The sequence below is a fragment of the Pseudoalteromonas sp. P1-16-1b genome (assembly GCF_001401785.1).
In the GTDB taxonomy this organism is placed as follows: Bacteria; Pseudomonadota; Gammaproteobacteria; order Enterobacterales; family Alteromonadaceae; genus Pseudoalteromonas; species Pseudoalteromonas undina.
Genome location: NZ_LKGQ01000002.1, coordinates 29,878 through 53,342 on the forward strand (window position 1 = coordinate 29,878; position 23,465 = coordinate 53,342).

General features: G+C 40.3%; 26 protein-coding genes. 18 read left to right on the plus strand and 8 right to left on the minus strand.

The window, feature by feature from the left end; genetic code table 11:
• Positions 1-28: 28 nt before the first annotated feature.
• The 3 genes from AN392_RS01525 to AN392_RS01535 form a co-directional block, all read right to left on the minus strand.
• Positions 29-1,045: an aspartate carbamoyltransferase gene (locus AN392_RS01525; RefSeq protein WP_054202016.1), complete on the minus strand. Its 1,017-nt coding sequence runs from the start codon at positions 1,043-1,045 to the stop codon at positions 29-31.
• A 112-nt stretch (positions 1,046-1,157) separates the two neighbouring features.
• The gene (locus AN392_RS01530; RefSeq protein ID WP_010391077.1) at positions 1,158-1,592 is read right to left on the minus strand and encodes a CopD family protein; all 435 of its coding nucleotides are present in this window, start codon (positions 1,590-1,592) and stop codon (positions 1,158-1,160) included.
• Positions 1,593-1,608: 16 nt separating this feature from the next.
• Positions 1,609-3,291: a chloride channel protein gene (locus AN392_RS01535; RefSeq protein WP_010391078.1), complete on the minus strand. Its 1,683-nt coding sequence runs from the start codon at positions 3,289-3,291 to the stop codon at positions 1,609-1,611.
• A gap of 237 nt (positions 3,292-3,528) precedes the next feature.
• Here AN392_RS01535 and erpA point away from each other — a divergent pair, with 237 nt between their 5' ends.
• Positions 3,529-3,867, plus strand: a complete 339-nt coding sequence (erpA, locus tag AN392_RS01540; protein ID WP_002958911.1) for an iron-sulfur cluster insertion protein ErpA — start codon at positions 3,529-3,531, stop codon at positions 3,865-3,867.
• 58 nt (positions 3,868-3,925) lie between these two features.
• Here erpA and AN392_RS01545 read toward each other — a convergent pair whose 3' ends face one another.
• Positions 3,926-4,114: a hypothetical protein gene (locus AN392_RS01545; protein WP_054202023.1), complete on the minus strand. Its 189-nt coding sequence runs from the start codon at positions 4,112-4,114 to the stop codon at positions 3,926-3,928.
• Positions 4,115-4,480: 366 nt separating this feature from the next.
• On the opposite strand from AN392_RS01545, the gene AN392_RS01550 reads away from it, so the two are divergent.
• The gene (locus tag AN392_RS01550) at positions 4,481-4,720 is read left to right on the plus strand and encodes a helix-turn-helix domain-containing protein (RefSeq protein WP_008111877.1); all 240 of its coding nucleotides are present in this window, start codon (positions 4,481-4,483) and stop codon (positions 4,718-4,720) included.
• Positions 4,721-4,792: 72 nt separating this feature from the next.
• Here the strand turns inward: AN392_RS01550 and AN392_RS01555 are convergent, their stop codons facing one another.
• From AN392_RS01555 to AN392_RS01570, 4 genes are read right to left on the minus strand one after another with little or no spacing between them, the layout of a single operon-like run.
• The gene (locus tag AN392_RS01555; protein WP_054202024.1) at positions 4,793-6,169 is read right to left on the minus strand and encodes an AmpG family muropeptide MFS transporter; all 1,377 of its coding nucleotides are present in this window, start codon (positions 6,167-6,169) and stop codon (positions 4,793-4,795) included.
• Positions 6,170-6,220: 51 nt separating this feature from the next.
• Positions 6,221-6,841, minus strand: a complete 621-nt coding sequence (locus AN392_RS01560; RefSeq protein ID WP_008111880.1) for a peptidylprolyl isomerase — start codon at positions 6,839-6,841, stop codon at positions 6,221-6,223.
• A 2-nt stretch (positions 6,842-6,843) separates the two neighbouring features.
• Positions 6,844-7,404 carry a YajG family lipoprotein gene (locus AN392_RS01565; protein WP_055011631.1) on the minus strand — a complete coding sequence of 187 codons (561 nt, stop codon included), beginning with the start codon at positions 7,402-7,404 and terminating at the stop codon, positions 6,844-6,846.
• Positions 7,405-8,553, minus strand: a complete 1,149-nt coding sequence (locus AN392_RS01570; protein ID WP_055011632.1) for a methyltransferase — start codon at positions 8,551-8,553, stop codon at positions 7,405-7,407.
• Positions 8,554-8,596: 43 nt separating this feature from the next.
• Between AN392_RS01570 and AN392_RS01575 the strand changes: the two genes are divergently transcribed.
• From AN392_RS01575 to cyoD, 16 genes are all read left to right on the plus strand, one after another.
• A complete protein-coding gene (locus tag AN392_RS01575; RefSeq protein ID WP_055011633.1) occupies positions 8,597-9,196 on the plus strand; it encodes an alpha-ketoglutarate-dependent dioxygenase AlkB in 600 nt (199 codons plus the stop codon).
• Positions 9,197-9,265: 69 nt separating this feature from the next.
• Entirely contained in the window at positions 9,266-9,577 is a 312-nt protein-coding gene (locus tag AN392_RS01580; protein ID WP_010391086.1) for a BolA family transcriptional regulator, read from the plus strand.
• A gap of 109 nt (positions 9,578-9,686) precedes the next feature.
• The gene (fabV, locus tag AN392_RS01585) at positions 9,687-10,880 is read left to right on the plus strand and encodes an enoyl-ACP reductase FabV (RefSeq protein WP_055011634.1); all 1,194 of its coding nucleotides are present in this window, start codon (positions 9,687-9,689) and stop codon (positions 10,878-10,880) included.
• Positions 10,881-11,233: 353 nt separating this feature from the next.
• Positions 11,234-12,577, plus strand: a complete 1,344-nt coding sequence (locus AN392_RS01590; RefSeq protein WP_055011635.1) for a Na(+)-translocating NADH-quinone reductase subunit A — start codon at positions 11,234-11,236, stop codon at positions 12,575-12,577.
• Between the two features lies 1 nt (position 12,578).
• The gene (locus tag AN392_RS01595) at positions 12,579-13,784 is read left to right on the plus strand and encodes an NADH:ubiquinone reductase (Na(+)-transporting) subunit B (protein WP_008111893.1); all 1,206 of its coding nucleotides are present in this window, start codon (positions 12,579-12,581) and stop codon (positions 13,782-13,784) included.
• Positions 13,777-14,526, plus strand: coding sequence for a Na(+)-translocating NADH-quinone reductase subunit C (locus tag AN392_RS01600; protein ID WP_008111895.1), 750 nt, complete (start codon positions 13,777-13,779; stop codon positions 14,524-14,526). Before AN392_RS01595 ends, AN392_RS01600 begins: the two co-directional genes overlap by 8 nt.
• Positions 14,526-15,158: an NADH:ubiquinone reductase (Na(+)-transporting) subunit D gene (locus tag AN392_RS01605; RefSeq protein ID WP_006791491.1), complete on the plus strand. Its 633-nt coding sequence runs from the start codon at positions 14,526-14,528 to the stop codon at positions 15,156-15,158. The genes AN392_RS01600 and AN392_RS01605 overlap by 1 nt, the downstream gene beginning before the upstream one ends.
• 10 nt (positions 15,159-15,168) lie before the next feature.
• A complete protein-coding gene (gene nqrE / locus AN392_RS01610) occupies positions 15,169-15,777 on the plus strand; it encodes an NADH:ubiquinone reductase (Na(+)-transporting) subunit E (RefSeq protein ID WP_006791490.1) in 609 nt (202 codons plus the stop codon).
• Positions 15,778-15,794: 17 nt separating this feature from the next.
• Positions 15,795-17,018 carry an NADH:ubiquinone reductase (Na(+)-transporting) subunit F gene (gene nqrF / locus AN392_RS01615; RefSeq protein ID WP_008111899.1) on the plus strand — a complete coding sequence of 408 codons (1,224 nt, stop codon included), beginning with the start codon at positions 15,795-15,797 and terminating at the stop codon, positions 17,016-17,018.
• Positions 17,019-17,117: 99 nt separating this feature from the next.
• Positions 17,118-18,140 carry an FAD:protein FMN transferase gene (locus AN392_RS01620; RefSeq protein WP_055011636.1) on the plus strand — a complete coding sequence of 341 codons (1,023 nt, stop codon included), beginning with the start codon at positions 17,118-17,120 and terminating at the stop codon, positions 18,138-18,140.
• A 97-nt stretch (positions 18,141-18,237) separates the two neighbouring features.
• Positions 18,238-18,450 (plus strand): (Na+)-NQR maturation NqrM, encoded by a 213-nt coding sequence (nqrM, locus tag AN392_RS01625; RefSeq protein WP_010391098.1) that lies wholly within the window; start codon positions 18,238-18,240, stop codon positions 18,448-18,450.
• A 326-nt stretch (positions 18,451-18,776) separates the two neighbouring features.
• A complete protein-coding gene (locus AN392_RS01630) occupies positions 18,777-19,205 on the plus strand; it encodes a hypothetical protein (RefSeq protein ID WP_010391099.1) in 429 nt (142 codons plus the stop codon).
• Positions 19,206-19,534: 329 nt separating this feature from the next.
• Positions 19,535-20,488 (plus strand): ubiquinol oxidase subunit II, encoded by a 954-nt coding sequence (cyoA, locus tag AN392_RS01635; RefSeq protein ID WP_008111912.1) that lies wholly within the window; start codon positions 19,535-19,537, stop codon positions 20,486-20,488.
• A 2-nt stretch (positions 20,489-20,490) separates the two neighbouring features.
• Positions 20,491-22,479, plus strand: coding sequence for a cytochrome o ubiquinol oxidase subunit I (gene cyoB / locus AN392_RS01640; RefSeq protein ID WP_055011637.1), 1,989 nt, complete (start codon positions 20,491-20,493; stop codon positions 22,477-22,479).
• Positions 22,476-23,108 (plus strand): cytochrome o ubiquinol oxidase subunit III, encoded by a 633-nt coding sequence (cyoC, locus tag AN392_RS01645; RefSeq protein WP_008111916.1) that lies wholly within the window; start codon positions 22,476-22,478, stop codon positions 23,106-23,108. Before cyoB ends, cyoC begins: the two co-directional genes overlap by 4 nt.
• Positions 23,108-23,464 (plus strand): cytochrome o ubiquinol oxidase subunit IV, encoded by a 357-nt coding sequence (gene cyoD / locus AN392_RS01650; RefSeq protein WP_008111918.1) that lies wholly within the window; start codon positions 23,108-23,110, stop codon positions 23,462-23,464. Before cyoC ends, cyoD begins: the two co-directional genes overlap by 1 nt.
• Position 23,465 lies beyond the last annotated feature (1 nt).

The window sequence follows — 23,465 nt, forward strand, 5'->3', positions numbered from 1 at the left end:
ATTGTTTTATCACTTTAAAATTAAAAGCTTAGCTATCGCGTTTGCGGCTAAACCAAGGAACGTCTACTTCATACTGCTCGACTTTGTTTTCTACGCCGAGGGTTAAAGCAAACAGCGCCATACGAATAAGTACGCCATTTTGTACTTGGCGGAATATTGCTAGATTGTCGTTAGCATTTAAGTCGTTATCAAGTTCGTTTGCCTCTAAACGGCTATCGCGAGGAAGCGGGTGCATTAACACCGAGTTCGGTTTGCAATGGGAATTGTAAATAGACTGGCTAATTCTAAATCCACCACGGTATTTATTAGCTTCCTCTTGAGACGGAAAACGCTCTTCTTGAATGCGTGTTTGATAAACAATATCGGCCGCTAAGTTACCTTCCATTTTATCAACCAGTTCAATTTTATGTCCTGCATTTTCAACGACAGATAAAATTGAGTCAGGCATTTGCAAGCCATTAGGGGCAACCATTGAAAAGCGAATGTTTTTGTAATGACATAGTAGCTTTGATAGCGAGTGAACGGTTCGGCCATATTTTAAATCGCCGACTAGCGCAATGTGCATACCATCAATATTTTGATCGAAGCGGTTAAGCTCTCGCTCAATAGTTAATAAATCAAGCAGCGCTTGAGTAGGGTGCTCATTGGGTCCATCGCCACCATTTATTACTGGTACGCTGCAACCTGTTGCAAATTCAGCTACCGAGCCTGAGTCTGGATGGCGCATTGCAACCGCATCAGCATAGGCTGAAATAACACGTGCGGTATCATATAGTGACTCGCCCTTAGCAAGCGCAGAGCTTTGCATACCGGTGGTTTCACGAACCAGTCCACCGAGTAAGTTAAACGCAGTGCCAAAACTAACACGAGTACGCGTACTAGGTTCAAAAAATAGATTCGCTAAAATAGCGCCTTCAAGCACATTGGTACGCTTTTGTTTTTTTGCGTATGGCTCCATTTTTTTTGCTACAGCAAATATGCGTTCAATACAGTCTCGATCGAGTTGATTAACAGAGAGTATATTTTCACCTTGGAAACTGAACATGGGGTTATTCCTAGTTATTCAAAAAGGCGCGATAATCCATAAAGGAGCACGCAATCGCGCGTATTATACAAACTTAGTTTGCGACTTGGCAGTGTAATTTATAATCCTGTATTTAAAAGCTTGGCTTAATAATGGCTAAAGCAACTATAACGAGTAACGCTAAAACAGGTAGCTCGTTGAAAATTCGGTAAAACCGATCGCTTTTTGTATTTCTATCGTGTTTAAAATCAGCTAATAATTTGAAACAGTAGCCATGATAAATATATAAAATGATTACCAGCACTAGTTTATAATGCAGCCACATACTGTAACGAAACCATTCGCGGCCGTATTCAACAATAGTTAATACGCCAAACACTGCGGTAAGCACAGCAAAGGGGGTAACAAAATAAAGCAGCCGACGTTCCATTACTTTTAGCATTGAGTTACACGATTTTTCTTCACTCATAGCGTGATAAACAAAAAGTCGAGGAAGGTAAAAAATACCGGCAAACCAAGCAATCATAAAAAATACGTGCAAGGTTTTGTAAATTAATAATGCGCTCATACTGTTCTCATTATTGTTAAAGTAAACTGTTACGTATGGTTAGAATATGATGGATTTGATCCCACCTTAGTAATCCCATAATTTGTTGATTATCTAATAAGTTATATACATAAAGTGCACCACTGCGTTTATCATTTAAAATTTCAAAGGCATCTGCAAGAGTGGCCTGGCTGCTGATACCTTGTAAGCTAATGTACTTTATATTGACCGCCTGATCAGACATTAAACTTAAGTCATATTCAGCTAGGCGATAACCATTTTCCTCGTCAAACACAATTAACGGTGTTTGGCTGTCCATGGCATCTAGACTGTTTTTTATTTGCTCTTTATCGTCAGAGTAGAGCAATTTAAAGTCTTCATCCATGTCATCCATCACCCCTACTTTTTGTAATGCCTCAGTGGCCGGAGATACATGGTAAGGTAATCCCTGAAAGTCTAATTGCTGTAAAAATATAGAGCGGTTACCAAATACCTGCAAAGCTGTAACGTAGGCGGTGGTAATGACGATCATCGCCGGTACAATAATTTCCGGTGAAGAGGTCAGCTCCATCACGGTAGTTAGTGCCGCTAAGGGAGAGTGCAATGTGGCAGCTAGTAAGCCTGCCATGCCGAGCACCCCATAAGTACCAGCTATGTCAGTTCCTGGGCTAATAAACTGGGCAAAAAATGCCATTAAAGTGCCGGTTAAAACACCAAGTCCAATAACCGGACCAATTAACCCACCAGGAATACCTAAGCCAATAGCAAACAAGGTGGCTAATAACTTAGCAATTAAAATAGTGGTAAGTAGTTGCATGTTTTCAGGTGACTCTACAGCAATGGTTATCGCACTCATCCCTGAGCCCATAGCTTGTGGAACTGCATAGGCAATTAAGCTGGCAATACACCCTGCAATTATTAAACGAGGAAACATACTTAGTGGTTTAAAGGTTTTAATAATCAGCATTAAGTTTTGATTAAAAGCATAAGCCACCGCGCCCAGCCCCATGCCGCACAAAATTAAATAGGGGTAATGCCACCCACTTAAGGGGGCAATGCTTATTAGCGCAAGTTCTGAGCCTTCACCAAATACAAATTGAGTGGCTAATGCACCGGTAACGGCTGCGAGCATTATCGGCACAAAAATATGCACTTTGTATTCTCTGAGTACCACTTCCATTACAAAAATAACCGCAGCAAGTGGGGTATTGAACGACGCAGCAATTCCCGCGGCAACGCCACAACCACTGAGGGTACGCATAGCGTTGTGAGGTAAGTGTAATTTATTTGCTAATATGCTCGCCCCTGCTGCTCCCATGTGAACTGATGGGCCTTCGCGGCCAACAGAAAAACCGCTGATCAGCGCCAGTGCACCACCAACAAACTGATTAACCGTGTTATACAGTGGCATTTGCCCGTAATGGCGCTTGATTCTGTGTATTACAAAAGGAATACCTAAGCGGTAATGTTTAAAGCCAGTGAAAGCCGCAAATGTAGCTATTAATAACGCTGCAACTAAAGGCATTAATACCCGTTCTAAAGTGGGTAGGGTGGTAAAATCGTCAGGGGTTTCTAGAAATAAACTTTGAAAAAATAAAATGGTTAAGCGGAACAGTATAATAAAAAATGCAGCAATTAATCCGGCACTTACGCCTAATAAGCATAATTGTACGGATGTTTTTGGTTTTGCTAATCGACGTCTCAGTCGCTCAAGCCACATGCTTTATTTCCCCGTAGCATTTTTAGGCGTCAAGTTTATCAAAATAGTCTAGGGAAGTCCTTGAGATTTTTAACAACAGATTAATTTAAATTTAATTTATACTGCACCTATTCACAGAGTGAGCTAAACAAGCCATGTTAGCATTGGAGCGTAGAAGCAGGATTAACTATACTTGATTAAAACACTCAGGTATTAGATAATCTCGCGCATTAGTATTAAGGTATTGAGGGTTATAAGATGTCTGAAGAATTACCCATTAAGTTTAGCGACGCAGCCGCTGTGCGTGTTAAACAGTTAATCGACGAAGAAGAAAACCCAGATCTAAAACTGCGTGTTTATGTCACAGGCGGTGGGTGTTCAGGTTTTCAATACGGTTTTACTTTTGATGAAAAAGCGAATCCTGGCGATTTAGAAATTGTTAAAAATGGGGTTACCTTAGTCATTGACCCTATGAGTATCCAATATTTAGTTGATGGCGAAGTTGACTACACCGAAGGATTAGAGGGGGCACGTTTTTTTGTCTCAAATCCTAATGCGACCACTACATGTGGTTGTGGTGCTAGTTTTAGCGTATAAAAATATCGTTATCCAAAAAAACCGCTTAATCAGCGGTTTTTTTATATGTTCAAAAAAATTATAACTCAGTTGGGCTGTATTCTGTTATTTGCATCATTAACACAAAAAAGCCAAGCACAAACGCAGAGAAGACTAAAATATAGATAAAGCCTTTTTTACCCTGCTTTAATGGAATAGCATAATGGCGTAAAAAAAAGTACCAACCTAAGCACAAAATAATAGGTAGTAAAAAGAGTAGTCTAAACATGATTTGATCTCTATAAGCTAGGGTCAATAGACCTTAATAATAAACAGCTTATATTTAAATGAAACAAAAAAGTTATAAAATATTTAACCTTATTCAGACTTAGTAAATATTTGTTGTTAAACTTTAATCGTAGAATTACTAATTAATCATTCAGATCAACGGTGAATGGTATATAATGTATCCAAGAATGAAACGGGCAAGGTTTCATTTTTCACAATAATAAAGAGTTAGTACATATTTGAGTGTTTTTGTTGATTGAATTGTAAGCGTTTACACTGCGCCTTAGTTAGTGGCAGTGAGTTTTCAGTGTTGATCACAATGAGCACTTGGCAATATGTACAGTTAAACAACGAGTAGGAGTTGTATATGATGGGTAAAACCGTATCTTCGGAAGAAAATGCAAAGTTAACAAAGTGGCTTAAAACTAAGCGCCATGAAAAAGGCTACACAATGCGCAGCCTAGCGCAAATTTTGGGTACGCCACATTCTTTTATTGGCAAAATCGAAAATCAAGAGCGTCGCTTAGATGTGATTGAGTTTGTTCGCTACTGTAATGCATTAGAAGTCGACCCGTATGAAGCATTAAGCTTAATTAAAGCTGACTAACGCTGTTAGGCTGTAATCGTAAAGTTAAATCTAACGTCTACAGCCAATACTAATGCAGGGATGCATTAGGTGTTACCTACTATGATAATTTTGCTCTAATGCATATAGTTTGTGCCTAATTAGATATAAAAATATTAATGAAGGTAAAACCATAAGTGCTGTTAAAACAAAAAATAATGACCAATTCCCCATTAGCCAATCATCGATAACTACGCCACTATAACTCGATAATAACGTACGTCCTAAATTACCCAATGATGCTAATAGCGCATAATGGGTGGCGCTAAATGCTCTGTCACACAGCATAGATATAAAAGCAACCATCGCCACTAAAGACCAAGCTTGGGTAAAACCATCAACTACAATCGCCATTGCATATAAGTGTTCTTGTGGCCCTGCTAAGGCAATCCAAGAAAACATTAAGTTAGATGCAGCCATGGCTACGCCACTAATAAATAAGCCTTTTACTATGCCATATTTGTGGTTAAAAATACTGCCCAAAAAGGCAAATACAATGGTGATTAAACCCGTGCCCAGCTTGGAGTAATTTGCTATTTGGGTATTACTAAAGCCCACTTCCTTATAAAATACAATCGACATTCGTGCTAAAAATGCTTCACCAATTTTAAATAAGAAAATAAATGCCAGCAGTGCTAAAGCGGTTTTAACCCCATTTTTAGCAAAAAAGGTTTTAAATGGGTCAACCACGGTAACGCCTAACCATGCGAGCGTTTTTGTCAGTGGAGTTTGTTTAGTTGTTGCGAGCTTTTCAAGGTAAACACGTTCTAGCTCGGCATGAACGGCTTCGCGATTTGATTGCGGCTCTTTAGCCCAAAACACACAGCTAATTAATAACAGCATAATCGCAGATAAAAAATAATAGACCTGTGGCCAGTCTATGTTTGGCATATCTGCCATGTAAAAGGGCACAGCCCCTAATAAAGCATAACCTGTCCACCAACCTGATGTAGCCATTGCGGCGGCTGCGGTGGCTTTGTGAGATTCATTTTCACTAAGAGTGTCTATTCGAAAAGCATCTATAGCAATATCTTGCGTTGCAGAGGCTATGGCGATCAGCAAGCAAAGTGCGGCGGCAATCGCTAGGTTTGCTTTTAGATCAAGCCCTGCAAGTAGTAACGTGCCAAGTAAAATAAAGCTTTGGCAAAACAGGATCCAACTACGACGCTGACCAAGCCAGTTGTACAAAAAGGGCAGTTTAGTGCGATCTATTAAAGGCGACCATAAAAAATTGATACTATAGGCACCAAACACAATGCCAAATAAGCCTATCATGCTGCGACTCAAACCTTCATCTTTAAGCCAAGCCGACATTACCGAGCCAATTAACACCCACGGAAAACCACTGCTCATTCCAAATATAAAAACATTAATTAAACGTTTATCTTTAAAATAAGAAAAGTATTCGCGAACAGAAAGTGTGCTATTCATAGGGGCTCATTGGCTCATAGAAAGAGCAGCCAAAGCTGCTCTGATAAAAAGTTATAAAGGGACTTGCTCAAGCACCTTGATATTTAATATAACAACCGGTTTTTCAGGGACAAAGTTGTAGCCAATTTTGTCATTAAAACCCGTTTTTACAGCCATGATTTTATCGAGCGTCTCATAACCTTCCATAACACTGCCAAACACTGCAAATCCCCAATCACGTCCAGGGTTTAAATGGTCATTGTCATCCATGTTAAAAAAGAACTGACGCGTTCCTGAGTGTGGTTCTCGATCTTGATAGGCCATAGCAATGCTATACATATCGTTAGTTAAGCCGTTACCGCTTTCATTAAAAATAGGGTCGTTTTCATGCAGGCCATCGTAATCTTTATCATAACCACCGCCTTGAATTACAAAGTCACGGTCATTTTCTACATCGCGTTCTACACGATGAAACACACTGCCTTGATAGCTTTTATCAGACACATAAGTCAAAAAGTTATTGACCGTAATAGGGGCTCTTGAGCGGTCTAGCTCAACCACAATACTGCCCAACGATGTCACAATTTCTACTCGAGGGAAAATATTATCTTTTTGCACAAAGCGGCCTTCTTGTGCCGCTAAACTATTTACGCTAAAAAATAAGCTTACGCAGATTAAAAAAAGTTGCTTCATTATTAACCTTCTAAAAATGCAATTAATTCAGGGTCAGATACAATGCGGGTAATTAACTGCTCAGTCAACTTATTGAGCTGACCTTCAATTTTTGCCCTATCATGACCAAGTGGTCCAGATAAATTAGCATTACCGCTATAACGCTTACTGAAAGTACTGGTAGGGCGAATCACTCGTACTTCAAATTCAATCTTGGCATCACTGGTATGGCTCATTAGCTTTTCTGTAACCACAGCTTGCAGTGCGTGAATATCTAACTCAAAGCGCAATTGCGCTAAATTAGAAATGCTAGCACCATTGCGACTAAGCGCACTGTCTAGCGCACTTTTAACTGACTCAGTAATACCCGTGCTGGCAATGGTTTTTGTTTTGCTTGATTCAATAAGCTTTAAGGTTGCACTGTCACCACGTAAATCAATCACGCTGGTGTTTAAGCTGTTATTGATTGAGCTTATTTGTCCACTTTTATAGACGGGATTGAGAATAAGCTGATTAGGCTGATTGGCACATCCCGAAAAAACCACTAAAGTACAACAGCTCAATAATATCTTTATGAGTTTCATTTATAACGTCCCACTATTTTTAGTTGCGCTGAGTACCACAAACTTTTTATTAGAGCCTAATAAAGTACAGTTACCAAACATACGGTTTAGTTTGTCATGATAATCTAAATGACGATTGCCAATAATACGCAGCTCGCCACCTTCTTTTAATGTGTCTTTTGCTTGTTTAAACATTTGCCACGCGATGTGGTCGGTAACCGCTTGTGCTTGGTGAAATGGCGGATTACACAATACAATATCGGCACTTTCACGTTCAAAGTCAGTTAAACAATCATTCTCTATAAAAGTACATTGTTCAAACTTGTCTTCCATGTTTAATTCAATGTTGAGTCGAGCTGATTCAACCGCCATATACGACTCATCAACAAAGCTAATATGCGCATTAGGACAGCGCGCTAATGTCATTAAACCAACCACGCCATTACCACAGCCTAAATCAATAATATTTTTTGCTTTATTTGTTTGCGGCAAGTAATTGAAAAAGAAACGTGCGCCAATATCAAGTGAATCACGTGAAAACACATTGGCATGATTACTTATTGTAAAATCAGTGCCTTCAAGTGGCCAGCTGACTGGGAAATCTGCGCCTTTATAACCGCCGGCTGCTTGGCTAATAATTAAACGTGATTTTTTTACTGCAAGACTTGTTTTCGTCTCACCAATAAAGTTTTCAAATGCTTTAATAGTAGAGTTATGTACGTCTTTAGTTTTTGCAGCACCAATAACTGGCGTATTTGGTGCGAGCACCTCGCTTAATTCAGATAGCTGATATTGTAAAAAAGCCAACGTGCGTGGTACTTTTACCAACACTAGGTCTACTTGCTCAGGCAGAGCCGATAAACTATCAAGCTGGCTAAACGCAGTCGTCGCGATTTTGTTTTCCGCTAAGTTATAAGCAGCCGCCTGATGGCTAATATATGAGTCGTTTACTGAACAAACTGTTAATTGTTGCTTGCTAAAGTAACAGCTAAGTGCACCAAAGCTGTCGTTTAAGATCAGTAACGAGCGACAATCAGGGTAGTGTTCATTAACATAGTCAATAAGGTATTCGTCTGCTGAATCCCACGCTTGTAAGCTGCGGTTTTTTTGATCCAAAGGAAAGCGTTCAAGAGTAAAAGTGTTATCGCCGAGCGTAGCTTGCGTAGTCATAATAGTTTAATGATCGGTAATCAAATGATAGGTAAATTCTAACATGCAACCGCCAAACGCCAACCCCCAACTGTTACCAAATGGCTTTTCTTATCAAAGTAAGGTACTTAGCGCACAAAAAAGCCTCGATTTATTTTATTATTTGCAGCAAAACCTAAATTGGCAACAGCCAAACATTACAGTGTTTGGTAAAACGGGGCCAATACCTAGGCTACAATGTTTTATCAGCGAAGAAAATCTTGAGTACGGTTATTCTGGGCATAAACTCGACTTAGAGCCTTGGCCAGACGTATTACTTGCCATGCGAACACGTTTAGAAAATCACCTACAGCAACCATTTAACTCAATTTTGGTTAATTATTATCGGGATGGCCACGATTGTATGGGTTGGCATAGCGATGATGAGGCGCAGCTAGGGCCTGAGCCTACCATAGCGTGTGTGTCGCTTGGTGCAGAGCGGTTATTTAAACTTAAACACAAAGTAAGCAACAGCATTACTAACATCAAATTACAAAGTGGTAGTTGTTTAATAATGAACGGACAGAGCCAACAAAATTACCAACATGCGTTGCCTAAACAAACTACGCTTAAACACCCGCGGATAAGTTTAACGTTTCGCTATATTAATAATAGTTTCAGTTAAATAGCATTAGCCATGGTGTAGCCGCAGTTGTTATAGTAACCATATAACTGAATTTTGAGGGTGGTTTTTATGTCAATGCAACAACAAATACGTGACAAGCTAGCAAATGCTATTGCGTGTAAGCATTTAAATGTTATTAACGAAAGCCATATGCACAGTGCGGGGACTGAATCTCACTTTAAAGTGATTGTAGTCAGTGAAGAATTCGCTGGTAAGCGATTATTGCAGCGTCATCGTGAAATTAATGAAATTTTAAAAGATGAGCTGGCAAATCATATTCATGCGCTTGCTATGCACACTTACACTCCTGAGGAATTTACAGAGCACGACGGCGAAGCGCCGCAGTCACCTAATTGCATGGGCGGCTCAAAAGTTGGATAACAGGTAATAGTGGATTGGTTTGAGCAGTGAGTAACTGATCAGATCAGTTTTTTTTGTTTTAGCCTTTAAACTAGCGCTAATTTTTATTGTAAAAGATATAGGATGATCAATGGTCATTAAGCCTAAAATTCGCGGATTTATCTGCACCAATGCACACCCAGTTGGCTGTGCAGAGCATGTTCAAAAACAAATTAATTATGTTAAGCAGCAAGGAGCATTAAAAAATGCGCCTAAAAATGTATTAGTTATTGGTGCGTCTACAGGTTATGGCCTTGCATCTCGCATTACCGCTGCATTTGGTGGTGGCGCTAAAACATTGGGTGTGTTCTTTGAAAAAGAAGGCACTGAACGTAAAACAGGCTCTGCGGGTTGGTACAACACGGCGGCATTTCAAACAGCCGCTGAAGCTGAAGGCTTATGGTCTAAAAATATTAATGGTGATGCGTTTTCTAACGAAATCAAACAAAAAACAATCGACACCATTAAAGCTGAATTAGGTAAAGTTGACTGTATTATTTACAGCTTAGCATCACCTCGTCGTACTGATCCAAATACAGGGGAAGTGTTTTCTTCAACACTTAAGCCAATTGGTAATGCGGTAACGACTAAAAACTTAAATACGTCAAAGCGTGAAATTGATGAAGTAACTGTTGAAGCAGCAAACCAAGACGATATCGACAACACCATTAAAGTAATGGGTGGCGAAGACTGGGAAATGTGGATTGACGCCCTTAAAGACGCTGATGTACTAGCAGATAACTTTAAAACAACGGCTTACACATACATTGGTAAAGAACTAACTTGGCCAATATATGGACATGCAACCATAGGTAAGGCAAAAGAAGACCTAGACCGTGCCACTGCAGCTATTAAAGCCGCTACCCAAGATTTAAATGGCGAAGCTTACGTTTCTTCACTTAATGCCGTTGTTACCCAAGCAAGCTCGGCAATCCCAATAATGCCGCTTTACATTTCGGCACTATTTAAAGTGATGAAGGCTGATGGCACTTACGAGGGCACAATTGAGCAAATTCATGCGTTATTTAATGAAAACCTATACGGTGATTCACCACGTTTTGATGAGGGCGGACATTTATTCCAAAACTACAAAGAGCTGGAAGATGACGTTCAAGCACGTGTTCAAACTATTTGGGATAGTGTAGACACAAGTTCAATTGATGAGTTAACGGATTACGTGGGCTACCATAATGAGTTTTTACGCCTGTTTGGTTTTGGCATTGATACGGTTGATTACGAGCAAGATGTTAATCCTGTTGCGCCAATTGCAAATATGATTGATTAATCTGTAGCTAGTAATGCAATTTTGAAAAAGTCGCCTAGTGCGACTTTTTTGTTTTTTAGCCTTGATTTGAAAAAAAATTTGCTATTTGTTGGTTTATTTACCACTTTGGTCTAGCTTGTATTTTATTAATTATGAATTACAAAACTAAATAAACGTTTCTCTCGTATAATTTTCATAAATACACTCGCATAGTCAGTCACAATAATGTTAAAATCAAAGCAATATGTGAGGAGTTTTACTGCGCTGCTTGTTTGGTATCTATAGCGAGTCATTTTATAGCTTGCAATAATACAAATAGCGGCGTGGTTGGTACGATTTTTCAGTTTCTTTCCGTTAATGTAGTGCAAGTGCGTATGATCAATATAAAAAAAGGTCTGGATTTACCCTTAGAGGGCGCACCTCAGCAAGTTATTCATGATGGTTCTGCCGTCAAACGTGTAGCTGTGCTAGGTGAAGAGTTTATCGGTATGCGTCCAACCATGCATGTTCGTGTGGATGACCAAGTCAAAAAAGGCCAGGTACTTTTTGAAGATAAAAAGAACCCAGGCGTATTATTTACTGCACCAGCTTCTGGTACAGTAAAAGAAATTAATCGCGGTGCTAAACGTGTTCTGCAATCTGTTGTTATTGAAGTAAACGGCAGTGAGCAAATCACCTTTGGTTCTTTCTCGGAAACTGAGCTTAACAGCTTAGACCGTGAAAAAGCTAAAGAAGTACTAGTTCAATCGGGTCAATGGACAGCACTTCGTGCTCGCCCATTTAGTAAAATAGCGGCGTTGGATGCAAATCCTAGCTCTATTTTTGTGACAGCTATCGATACCAATCCACTTGCTGCAGATCCTGCAGTAGTTATTGCTGAAAATGCGAAAGCGTTTGAAGCAGGTTTGGCTGTTGTGTCACGTTTAACCGATGGCAAAGTATTTGTTTGTAAGCAAGCAGGCAGTCAAGTTCCTAGTTCACCTATTGCTCAAGTAGAAGTACATGAGTTTGGTGGCGTGCACCCAGCTGGCCTTGTTGGCACTCATATCCATAACCTTGACCCAGTATCTGCTAGTAAGCAAGTTTGGCACATTGGTTACCAAGACGTTATTGCGTATGGTCACCTTTTCCTTACTGGTGAAATTTACACAGACCGTGTGATTTCGCTTGCAGGTCCGCGTGTTAAGAATCCACGTTTAGTGAAAACACAATTAGGTGCTTCATTAGATGACTTAGTAGCAGGTGAATTAGAAGACGGTGATAACCGTGTTATTTCTGGTTCTGTACTTGCAGGTGCTACGTCGTCTGGTGTTCATGCATTCTTAGGCCGTTACCACGTTCAAGTATCTGTATTACTTGAAGGTCGCGAAAAAGAATTGTTTGGCTGGATTGCACCAGGTAGTGATAAATTCTCTGTAACGCGTACATTCTTGTCTCACCTTACACCGAGTCGTTTATTTAAAATGACAACGTCTACGGGCGGTTCAAAACGTGCCATGGTTCCACTTGGAAGCTATGAGCGTGTTATGCCACTTGATATTTTGCCAACGCTTTTATTACGTGACTTATTGTCTCGTGATTTAGACAGTGCAATTTCATTAGGTGCGCTTGAATTAGATGAAGAAGATTTAGCGTTATGCACCTTCGTTTGTCCTGGCAAATACGAGTACGGCGCAGCCCTACGCGATTGCTTAACTACGATCGAGAAGGAAGGCTAAAATGGGCTTAAAAACTTTCTTAGAAGATATCGAACCACATTTTGAACCAGGTGGTAAGCATGAGAAATGGTACGCGCTGTATGAAGCTGCTGCGACTATTTTTTACACGCCAGGTTACGTAAATAAAGGTTCAACTCACGTTCGTGATAACATCGACCTAAAACGCATGATGATTTTAGTGTGGATGGCGACGTTCCCTGCCATGTTCTTTGGTATGTTCAATATTGGTCATCAAGCTGCAATTGCACTTGGTAATGGCTTTGAGCTAGCGAATATTTGGCAAGTAGGTTTATTCCAGTTACTTGGCGGTGAATTAACCGTTGATGCAGGCTGGGGGGCGAAAATGTTCTACGGAGCCTGTTTCTTCCTACCTATTTATGCAACTACCTTTATTGTTGGTGGTTTCTGGGAAGTGTTATTTGCTTCTGTGCGTAAGCATGAAGTTAATGAAGGTTTCTTCGTAACTTCTGTATTGTTTGCATTAATTCTGCCTGCAACGATTCCTTTATGGCAAGTTGCGCTAGGTATTACTTTTGGTGTAGTTATAGCAAAAGAAATATTTGGTGGTACAGGCCGTAACTTCTTAAACCCTGCGCTTGCTGGTCGTGCGTTTTTATTCTTCGCATACCCTGCACAAATTTCAGGTGACACAGTATGGACTGCCGTAGATTCATTCTCTGGCGCGACGATGCTTGGTCAAGCGTTTGCTGGTACGTTAAATTACGCGACTGATATTGAGCTTTGGTGGAATGCGTTTTACGGATTCATTCAAGGTTCTATGGGCGAAACGTCTACACTAGCTGTACTTATTGGTGGTTTATTCCTAATCTACGTGCGCATCGCGTCTTGGCGTATCGTGCTAGGTGTATTCCTAGGTATGGTAGTAACCTCATCAATACTGAACACCATTGGTTCTGAAACCAATGCGATGTTTGCTATGCCTTGGTACTGGCACATGGTATTGGGTGGTTTTGCATTCGGTATGTTCTTTATGGCAACTGACCCTGTATCTGCTGCATTTACTGATAAAGGTAAATTAGCATACGGTGCGCTTATTGGCTTTATGGTTATCATGATCCGTGTTGTTAACCCTGCATACCCAGAGGGCATCATGCTAGCAATCTTATTTGCTAACTTGTTTGCACCTTTATTCGATCACTTTGTAGTGCAAGCTAATATCAAGCGGAGGTTGGCACGTAATGTCTAGTAATAACGAATCAATTGGCAAAACGCTAGCTGTTGTTGTCTCATTATGTTTAGTGTGTGCAGTTATTGTATCGCTAACATCTGTACAACTACGCCCTCTGCAAAAAGCAAATAAAGCAAAAGATATTCAAAGCAATATCTTAGCTGCTGCTGGTATTGGCAAAGTTGATAACGTTGCCGAAACGTTTGATGCTAAAATCGAAACTCGCTTTGTTGATATGCAAAGTGGTGAGTTTGCTGAGCCGGTAGAAGATTTTGACTTTGAAAAAAGCAAATACGATGCTGATTTAAGTAAATCTTTAAAAGAGAATGGTATTAAAGACATCGCCGGTATTCAACGTATTACCAAGCGTGCGCCTGTTTATATCTCTAAAAAAGACGATGGCTCTACTGATGCAATCATCCTTCCTATTCAGGGTTATGGTTTATGGGGTTTAATGTACGGTTTTATCTCGCTTGAAAGCGATGGCGAAACTATTAAAGACATCATTTTCTACAAACATAACGAAACACCTGGTCTAGGTGGTGAAATTCAAAACCCACAGTGGACTGCAACGTGGGAAGGTAAAGAGTTACCAATCCAAATCGTTAAAGGGACTGCAGCCGGTGATGAGCATAAGATCGATGGTCTTTCAGGTGCTACATTAACGTCTAATGGTGTTGACCATGCAGTTGATTTTTGGACTGGCGAAAATGGCTTTGGCCCTTTCCTTGCGAAAGTACGTAAAGGAGCATTGAACTAATGGCTGATACTAAAGAAATGAAGGCGGTCCTATTTGGTCCAGTTTTCGCTAACAACCCAATCGCATTACAAGTACTTGGTATTTGTTCTGCGCTAGCGGTAACGTCTAGCTTAAAAAATGCATTAATCATGTCAATTGCATTGACCTTGGTAACTGCATTCTCTAGCCTTTTTATCTCGACTATTCGTAACCATATCCCTTCATCAGTACGTATCATCGTACAGATGACGATTATTGCATCATTAGTAATCGTGGTTGACCAAGTACTACAAGCTTTCTCTTACGCTACGGCAAAAGAGTTATCAGTATTCGTTGGTCTAATCATTACTAACTGTATCGTAATGGGTCGTGCTGAAGCTTATGCAATGAAGTCGCCGCCATTAATGTCTTTCCTTGATGGTATTGGTAATGGCTTAGGTTACTCTGTAGTGTTACTTACTGTTGGCTTTATTCGTGAGTTATTCGGTAAAGGTTCACTATTCGGTGTTGATATTATTCCATTAGTACAAAATGGTGGTTGGTACCAACCTATGGGTCTATTGATCTTACCACCGAGTGCATTCTTCATCATTGGTTTATTCATTTGGGTACTTCGTACTTATAAGAAAGACCAAGTAGAAGCTAAAGCGTAAGGGGCGATAAGTGGAACATTATATTAGTTTATTTGTAAAAGCCGTTTTTATTGAAAACTTAGCGTTAGCATTCTTCCTAGGTATGTGTACTTTCTTAGCCGTGTCTAAAAAAGTAACTACATCAATTGGTCTAGGTGTAGCGGTTATTGTTGTATTAGGTATTTCAGTACCGGTTAACAACTTGGTTTACCATGCGGTATTAGCACCAGGTTCACTAGAGTGGCTTGGTTACCCAGAAGCAGATCTTAGCTTTTTACGTTTCTTAACTTTCATTGGTGTTATTGCAGCACTAGTGCAAATTCTTGAAATGGCATTAGATAAGTTCTTCCCACCGCTTTACAACGCATTAGGTATTTTCTTACCACTAATCACAGTTAACTGTGCAATTTTTGGTGCGGTAGCCTTCATGGTTGAGCGTAACTATAACTTCGGCGAGTCTGTTGTTTATGGTATTGGCGCTGGTGTGGGTTGGGCGCTTGCAATTACATTACTTGCAGGTATCCGTGAGAAAATGAAGTATTCAGACGTACCAGATGGTTTACGTGGTTTAGGTATTACCTTCATCACTGTTGGCTTGATGGGTCTTGGCTTTATGTCATTCTCTGGTATTTCACTGTAATAATAGCGAGGTCAATCATGGATATTTTCTTAGGCGTTGGTGTTTTTATCGCTATCGTTGTAATACTAGTTTTAATCATCATTGGTGCTAAATCTAAGCTAGTTGCAAGCGGTGATATCATCATCGGCATTAATGGCGATGCAGACAAAGCCATTAAAACATCAGCAGGTAGTAAGCTATTAGGTGCACTATCTGAGTCAGGTATTTTCGTATCTTCTGCATGTGGTGGCGGTGGCTCTTGTGGCCAGTGTCGCGTACACATTAAAGAAGGCGGCGGTGATATTCTGCCAACTGAACTTGACCACATCTCTAAAGGTGAAGCACGTGAAGGTTGTCGCCTAGCGTGTCAGGTTAATGTTAAAAACGACATGGAAATTGAACTTGAAGAGTCAATTTTCGGTGTTAAAAAATGGGATTGTGAAGTTATCTCTAACGATAACAAAGCGACGTTCATTAAAGAACTTAAGCTACAAATTCCTGATGGCGAGTCAGTGCCGTTTCGTGCGGGTGGTTACATCCAGATCGAAGCGCCAGCTCACCATGTTAAATATGCAGATTTCGATATTCCTGAAGAGTATCGTGGCGATTGGAACCATTTTGGTTTCTTCGATCTGGAGTCAAAAGTAGACGAAGAAACAATTCGTGCTTACTCAATGGCTAACTATCCAGAAGAAGAAGGCATCATCATGCTTAACGTGCGTATCGCTACGCCGCCGCCAAGAAACCTAAGCCTACCATGTGGTAAAATGTCTTCGTACATTTGGTCACTTAAAGAAGGCGATAAAGTAACTATTTCTGGTCCATTTGGTGAGTTCTTCGCTAAAGACACAGACGCTGAAATGGTATTCGTAGGTGGTGGTGCAGGTATGGCACCAATGCGTTCACATATCTTTGACCAACTTAAGCGTTTAAACTCTAAACGTAAAATTAGTTTCTGGTATGGTGCGCGTTCTAAACGTGAAATGTTCTATGTTGAAGATTTTGACGGCCTAGCTGAGCAAAACGAAAACTTCGTTTGGCACACAGCGCTTTCAGATCCGCAACCAGAAGATAACTGGGAAGGCTACACAGGCTTTATCCATAACGTGTTATTTGAGAACTATCTTAAAGATCACGAAGCGCCTGAAGATTGTGAGTTCTACATGTGTGGTCCTCCAATGATGAATGCGGCTGTTATCACTATGCTTAAAGACTTAGGTGTTGAAGAAGAAAACATCTTACTAGATGATTTCGGTGGCTAATACCCAAACTGATTAAATTTAGTTAAAATACCAGCCTCGTCGCATTTTATGTGACGAGGCTTTTTTATATTAATTTTTAACCTATTAAGTAGGGTTGTTATGAACAAAGTAAATACTCCCCAGGGCATAATCGCCTTATTTATAATCACGCTGACTTTACTGTTATCTGGATGTGGAAAATCAGTCCCAGAGGAAACCTACTTAGAAGGTAAAACGATGGGTACAACTTACCACATTAAGTTTTACGCTGAGCAAGTTGACCCTCAAGCAGTACAAGCAGAAATCGATGCGGTTTTAGTTGATATCAACCAGTCTATGTCGACCTATATTAAAGATTCTGAAATAAACACCTTTAACCGTTTAGATGCCAACGAAGTAATGCCAATCAGTGATGACTTCAGGGCAGTTATTAGTGAATCTATGCGTATAGGTAATTCAACTAAGACCCTAGATGTGACGATGGGACCGTTGATAGATTTATGGGGGTTTGGCCCGGATAAAAAACCAACAAAGCGCCCAACGAATGAAGCTCTGGCAAATATGATCAATAACATTGGTATAGATAAGCTGGTCCTTAACGAGCAAGGCTTAGCAAAAACGATGGCTGATTTAGAGTTGTCGTTTTCAGCTACAGCAAAAGGCTATGGTATTGATAAAGTGGCAGAGCTATTACAAAGCAAAGGCATTACAGATTACATGGTTGAGATTGGCGGGGAGTTACGTATTGCTGGTACAAAACCAGACAATCAAGCATGGCGAATAGCAATTGAGCAACCTGATGCAAACCCAGGTGAGCGAAAAGTACACCGTGTACTTGCACCAGGCAATAACGGTATTGCCACCTCGGGTGATTATCGAATCTTTTATACTATGGATGGCGAAACCTATACTCACCTTATTGATCCTATGACAGGGATGCCAATTAAACATGACTTAGTTTCTGTCACAGTTTTACACCCTAGCGCCATGACGGCCGACGGTTTAGCGACTGCTTTAACGGTTATGGGTATGGAAAAAGCACAACGCTATGCGCAGCAGCATGATTTGCCAGTGTATTTAATTGCTAAATCGCCTGATGGTTTAGTCACTTATTCAAGTCCTGCGTTTAAGCCTTATTTATAGTCTTTAGGTTTATATCCTTAGCATGAGGGTATATAATGTAAGGAGCTCAAATACGCTATTTGAGCTCATTTTATTGCTGAACAATAGGGGCTAAGCAATGTCACTTTTTTTTCTAACCTTTGGCTTACTTATTTTAATTGTCGCTGCGATGGCGATAGGCATGATAGTTCAAAGAAAATCGATGGCGAGTAGCTGCGGAGGCTTAGGCTCTGTAGGTATTGATAAAGCATGTGATTGCGATGATCCATGCGATAAACGCAAAAAGCGTCTAGCCAAAGAGCAAGTATGGAAAGAAAACCAAATTCTTTAAATAGATTTATTTCTGTTTAAACAAAAAACCTCTCGTAGCTCACTACGGGAGGTTTTTTATTTATATCGCCATAAATAAATCATCAGCTGATAAAATAATCGTGTTTTTATCTTGAACAGAAAACTCTCTTTGTTATACTCATGCCCGAACTTTCAGTAAGTTTTGAAAGTTCTATTGATGCGGATCAATTCTAGCTTAGCAAAATAGTGCTAATGCGTTGAGACTGTATTTCATGTCACTGTATAAGGCTTTACGGCTGCAACTTGTTTTTGTTGCCACGGTGTATACCTAATTTTGTTATTAGTCATTTTAATAGGTTAATGTTTTTGAACTCATTTTCTTTGTTTCATACCAGCGCTTTGCTTACCTTAGGTAAGTCAGTGTTGCATGAGCGCTTTAATAAAGCGAAAAGAGGCGTGAGTGTGGCTGTAACATTATTAGTTTTTAATGCCGTTATGTTGCTTAGTGGCGCTATTGAGGATGCCTTTAGGCTTGAAGCATTGATCAGTGATGGCTTTTTTATAGAGCCATTATTACTGACTATTGCCGAATTCTTAGCTCATCCTATCTTATCGTGTCAGTTACTTATTGGCCTTTGTTGGCTATTGTTCCACATGTTTCCAGCGCGTCGTGCTGGAATAATCCTCCGTAAAGCAGCCTTTGCTTTTAGCGAGGCTAAAGTTCAGCAACCCGTGCAAGCTGCACATGGTTGTCGTGCTCCACCTAGCTTTACAGGTTGTCTGTTTACCCATTAATTTTTATGGGTATAGGTTACACCTGTGGTATCTAATTATTTATTCTTGCTGTAAATAACGATTACTTTCATTGTAGCTTAGTGTTTTTACACACTCTCAGCCAACCACACCTCACCCAAGTTAATTTTTATTGCGTTATATTAATGTGTTTAAAAAAGCTGGGTTGGTTCTGCTAGGTGTTTTTTATTAAGCCAGTAGTCAATACTTCATGCTTGCATTCGCTCTGCATTATTTGTAATTCAATCTTAATTAACTTGGGTTTTTATCAAATATCGTTGCTAAATATTTTTGGCAGCTAATAAAAACTCTTTAGGTTTTAGGATAGTCCCTTGTTAATTCGTAACCTTTTTAATATTGCTTTAGCTAGTATGGCGCTGATTTTATCAGGCTGTAATGGCGGGGTACTCGACCCAAAAGGGCAGATAGGTATTGATGAGAAAAATCTGATCATCATCGCCACTGTGCTTATGTTGTTAGTAGTGATCCCCGTTATTGTGATGACTTTATATTTTGCTTGGAAATACAGAGACACACAAAACCATGAAATTTACGCACCAAAATGGGCTCACTCTAATAAGATTGAGGCTGTTGTATGGGCGGTTCCTATTGTTATTGTTGTTATTTTAGGTGTGATCACCTGGCAGTCAACTCAAGAGCTTGACCCTTATAAACCGATAGAGGGTAAAGGTGAACACTTAACTGTTGAAGTGGTGTCACTTAATTGGAAGTGGTTATTTATTTACCCTGAGCAAGGTATTGCTACGGTAAACGAATTGGTATTTCCTGCTAATGTTCCGGTTGAATACAAAATCACCTCAGAAAGTACCATGAACTCGTTTTTCATTCCCCAGTTAGGTAGTCAAATTTACTCAATGGCGGGCATGGAAACTAAGCTGCATTTAATCGCTAATGAGCCAGGCACGTTTAAAGGCTTTTCGGCTAATTACAGTGGTGCGGGTTTTACTGGTATGAAATTTAATGCCATCGCAACACCAACAAAAGCTGACTTTAACCAGTGGGTTGAACAGGTTAAAACTAACGCTAATAGCCTTACTCATGCCAATTATGTTGAGCTTGCCAAAGCGAGTGAAAACAATCCCGTCGCTTATTATGGCAAGGTTGATGAAGGTTTATTTCATACCATAGTGATGAAATACATGCAGGCGCATGGCGATATGAACAAAAAACACCACTCGATGGGTAAACATCAGCAGATGAGTAATGAGCATCAGGCAATGGGTAACCATACAATGCCATCATCACACAGCCAGGGCGAGGAATAATCATGTCGTTTTTAGGTAAATTATCTATAGATGCAATTCCGTTTCATGAACCTATTATCATGGTTACCATGGCGGTGATTGCTATAGTCGGGCTTATTATAGCTGGGCTAATAACAAAATATAAAAAATGGGGTGTGCTTTGGCGCGACTGGATCACCTCGGTTGATCATAAACGCTTAGGCGTTATGTACATTTTATTAGCGCTAATCATGCTGTTTCGTGGTTTTTCTGATGCCATTATGATGCGTGCGCAGTTAGCGCTTGCTACCAGTGGCGCGCCAGGTTATCTGCCACCAGAACATTACGACCAAATATTCACCGCCCATGGCGTTATTATGATCATCTTTATGGCGATGCCATTTATGATTGGTTTAATGAATATTGTTGTACCACTGCAAATTGGTGCTCGCGATGTGGCTTTTCCATTTTTAAATAATTTAAGTTTTTGGTTTACTGCTAGTGGCGCCATTTTAATAAATCTATCGCTGATATTTGGTGAATTTGCTAAAACAGGCTGGGTTGCTTACCCACCGTTGTCGGAGTTGACCTTTAGCCCTGGGGTGGGGGTCGATTATTATATTTGGGCCTTGCAAATATCGGGGCTCGGTACGCTATTAACCGCTGTTAACTTCCTAGTGACAGTATTTAAAATGCGTGCCCCTGGTATGACACTGATGAAAATGCCAATTTTCACATGGGCATGTACATGGGCAAATATCTTAATTGCAGCATCATTTCCAATTTTAACCGCAGTGCTGGCCATGCTAACGCTAGACCGTTATTTAGATTTCCACTTCTTCACTAATGAAGCAGGCGGTAACGCCATGATGTATATCAACCTGTTTTGGGCATGGGGTCACCCAGAGGTATACATTTTAGTATTACCAGCTTTTGGTATCTTCTCTGAAATAGTGTCGACCTTCACTGGTAAACGTTTATTTGGTTATAAATCGATGGTATATGCCAGCGGTGCCATTTCTATTCTTGGCTTTATTGTATGGTTACACCACTTCTTTACTATGGGCTCAAGCGCCAATGTAAATGCCTTCTTTGGGGTGATGACCATGGTCATAGCTGTGCCTACTGGGGTTAAGTTATTTAGTTGGTTGTTTACTATTTATCGTGGCCGTTTGCGCATTACTGTACCGGTACTTTGGACGCTTGGTTTTATGGTTACCTTCAGTATTGGTGGTATGACGGGGGTATTACTGGCAATCCCTGGTGCCGATTATGTATTGCATAACAGCTTATTCTTAATCGCTCATTTCCATAACACCATCATTGGTGGCGCAGTATTTGGCTACTTAGCCGGCTTTGTTTTTTGGTTTCCAAAAGCAATGGGCTTTAAGCTTGATGAGCGTTGGGGTAAAGCGTCATTTTGGTGTTGGTTAATCGGTTTCTTCGTAGCCTTTATGCCATTGTACGTACTCGGCTTTTTAGGCATGACGCGTCGCTTAAACCACTCTAATAATCCTGATTGGAATATCTGGCTTTATATTGCTGCAGTGGGTGCCGTGATTATTATGTTCGGTATTATTTGCCAAATTATTCAGCTATATGTGAGCTTTAAAAACCGCGAAGCGCTTGATGATACCACTGGCGATCCTTGGAACGGCCATACGCTTGAATGGTCAACGTCATCACCACCGCAATATTATAACTTTGCTGAAATCCCGCATGTTGATGATATTGATACATGGACTGACATGAAAGAAAAAGGCCTGGCTTATCAAGGTAAATCTAGCTATAGCCCAATTCATATGCCAAAAAATACCGCATCGGGTGTGCTTATTGCTGCGAGTTTAACGGCGTTTTGTTTTGCCATGATCTGGCATATTTGGTGGCTAGCAGGGCTTGGTTTTATTGGCGCGATTGCGCTGTTTATTAACCGTGCTTACACCAGTGATGTAGATTACTACGTGCAAAACGATGAAATATTACAAATTGAAGGCGCGCATATTGCCAGTAACACGAAGGAGGTAAGTGCATGAGTACGTTATCTGCAACTCAAGGCCATGTAAATTTAGAGCCTCATAGCGTAAGTCATACGCATGAACATCACGATACCTCAGGCGATACAATCTTTGGCTTTTGGCTTTATTTAATGACCGATTGCCTTTTATTTGCCTCATTTTTTGCAACCTACGCAGTGCTTTATATGAACACCGCAGGCGGTGTATCGGGCAAAGATATTTTTGAGCTTGATTTTGTTGCCGTTGAAACTGCGGCGCTACTTATAAGTAGTATTACTTTTGGTTTTGCCATGATTGCCGCTCAAGGGCAAAAAAAGGCGCTGACGCTTGGTTGGCTCGCGGTCACTTTTTGTTTAGGCGCGGTGTTTATTGGTATGGAAATTTATGAGTTTCATCATTTAATTGTTCATGGCAATGGCCCACAGCAAAGTGCTTTTTTAACATCGTTTTTCTCATTAGTGGGCTTGCATGGTTTACATGTAACTGCAGGCCTTATCTGGATGAGCATAATGATGATTGAGGTGATTAAGCGCGGTTTAGGTAAACAAACCGTCACGCGCTTAAGTTGCTTAAGCTTATTTTGGCACTTTTTAGATATTGTGTGGATTTGTGTATTTACCGTTGTTTATTTAATGGGGGCAATGTAATGAGCCATAGCGAAACACATGCTTTAGAGCAAATGCAAAGCCAACATCATGATCAGTCACATGGTAGTGTTAAAACATACCTGATTGGCTTTGTCTTATCAGTGATTTTAACGGCCATTCCATTTTGGATGGTGATGGAGGGCGACTTTTCAAAGGTCACCACACTCTGGAGTATCGTTACTTTAGCAATCGTGCAAATTTGGGTGCATTTAAAATACTTTTTACACCTTAATTTCACCACTGATGAAGGTAAAGCAAATACCTTTACCTTCTTGTTTAGCGCGTTGATCATCGTCATGGTGGTTGGACTGTCTGTTTGGATCATTTATGAATCAAACGCAATGATGATGTACTAGA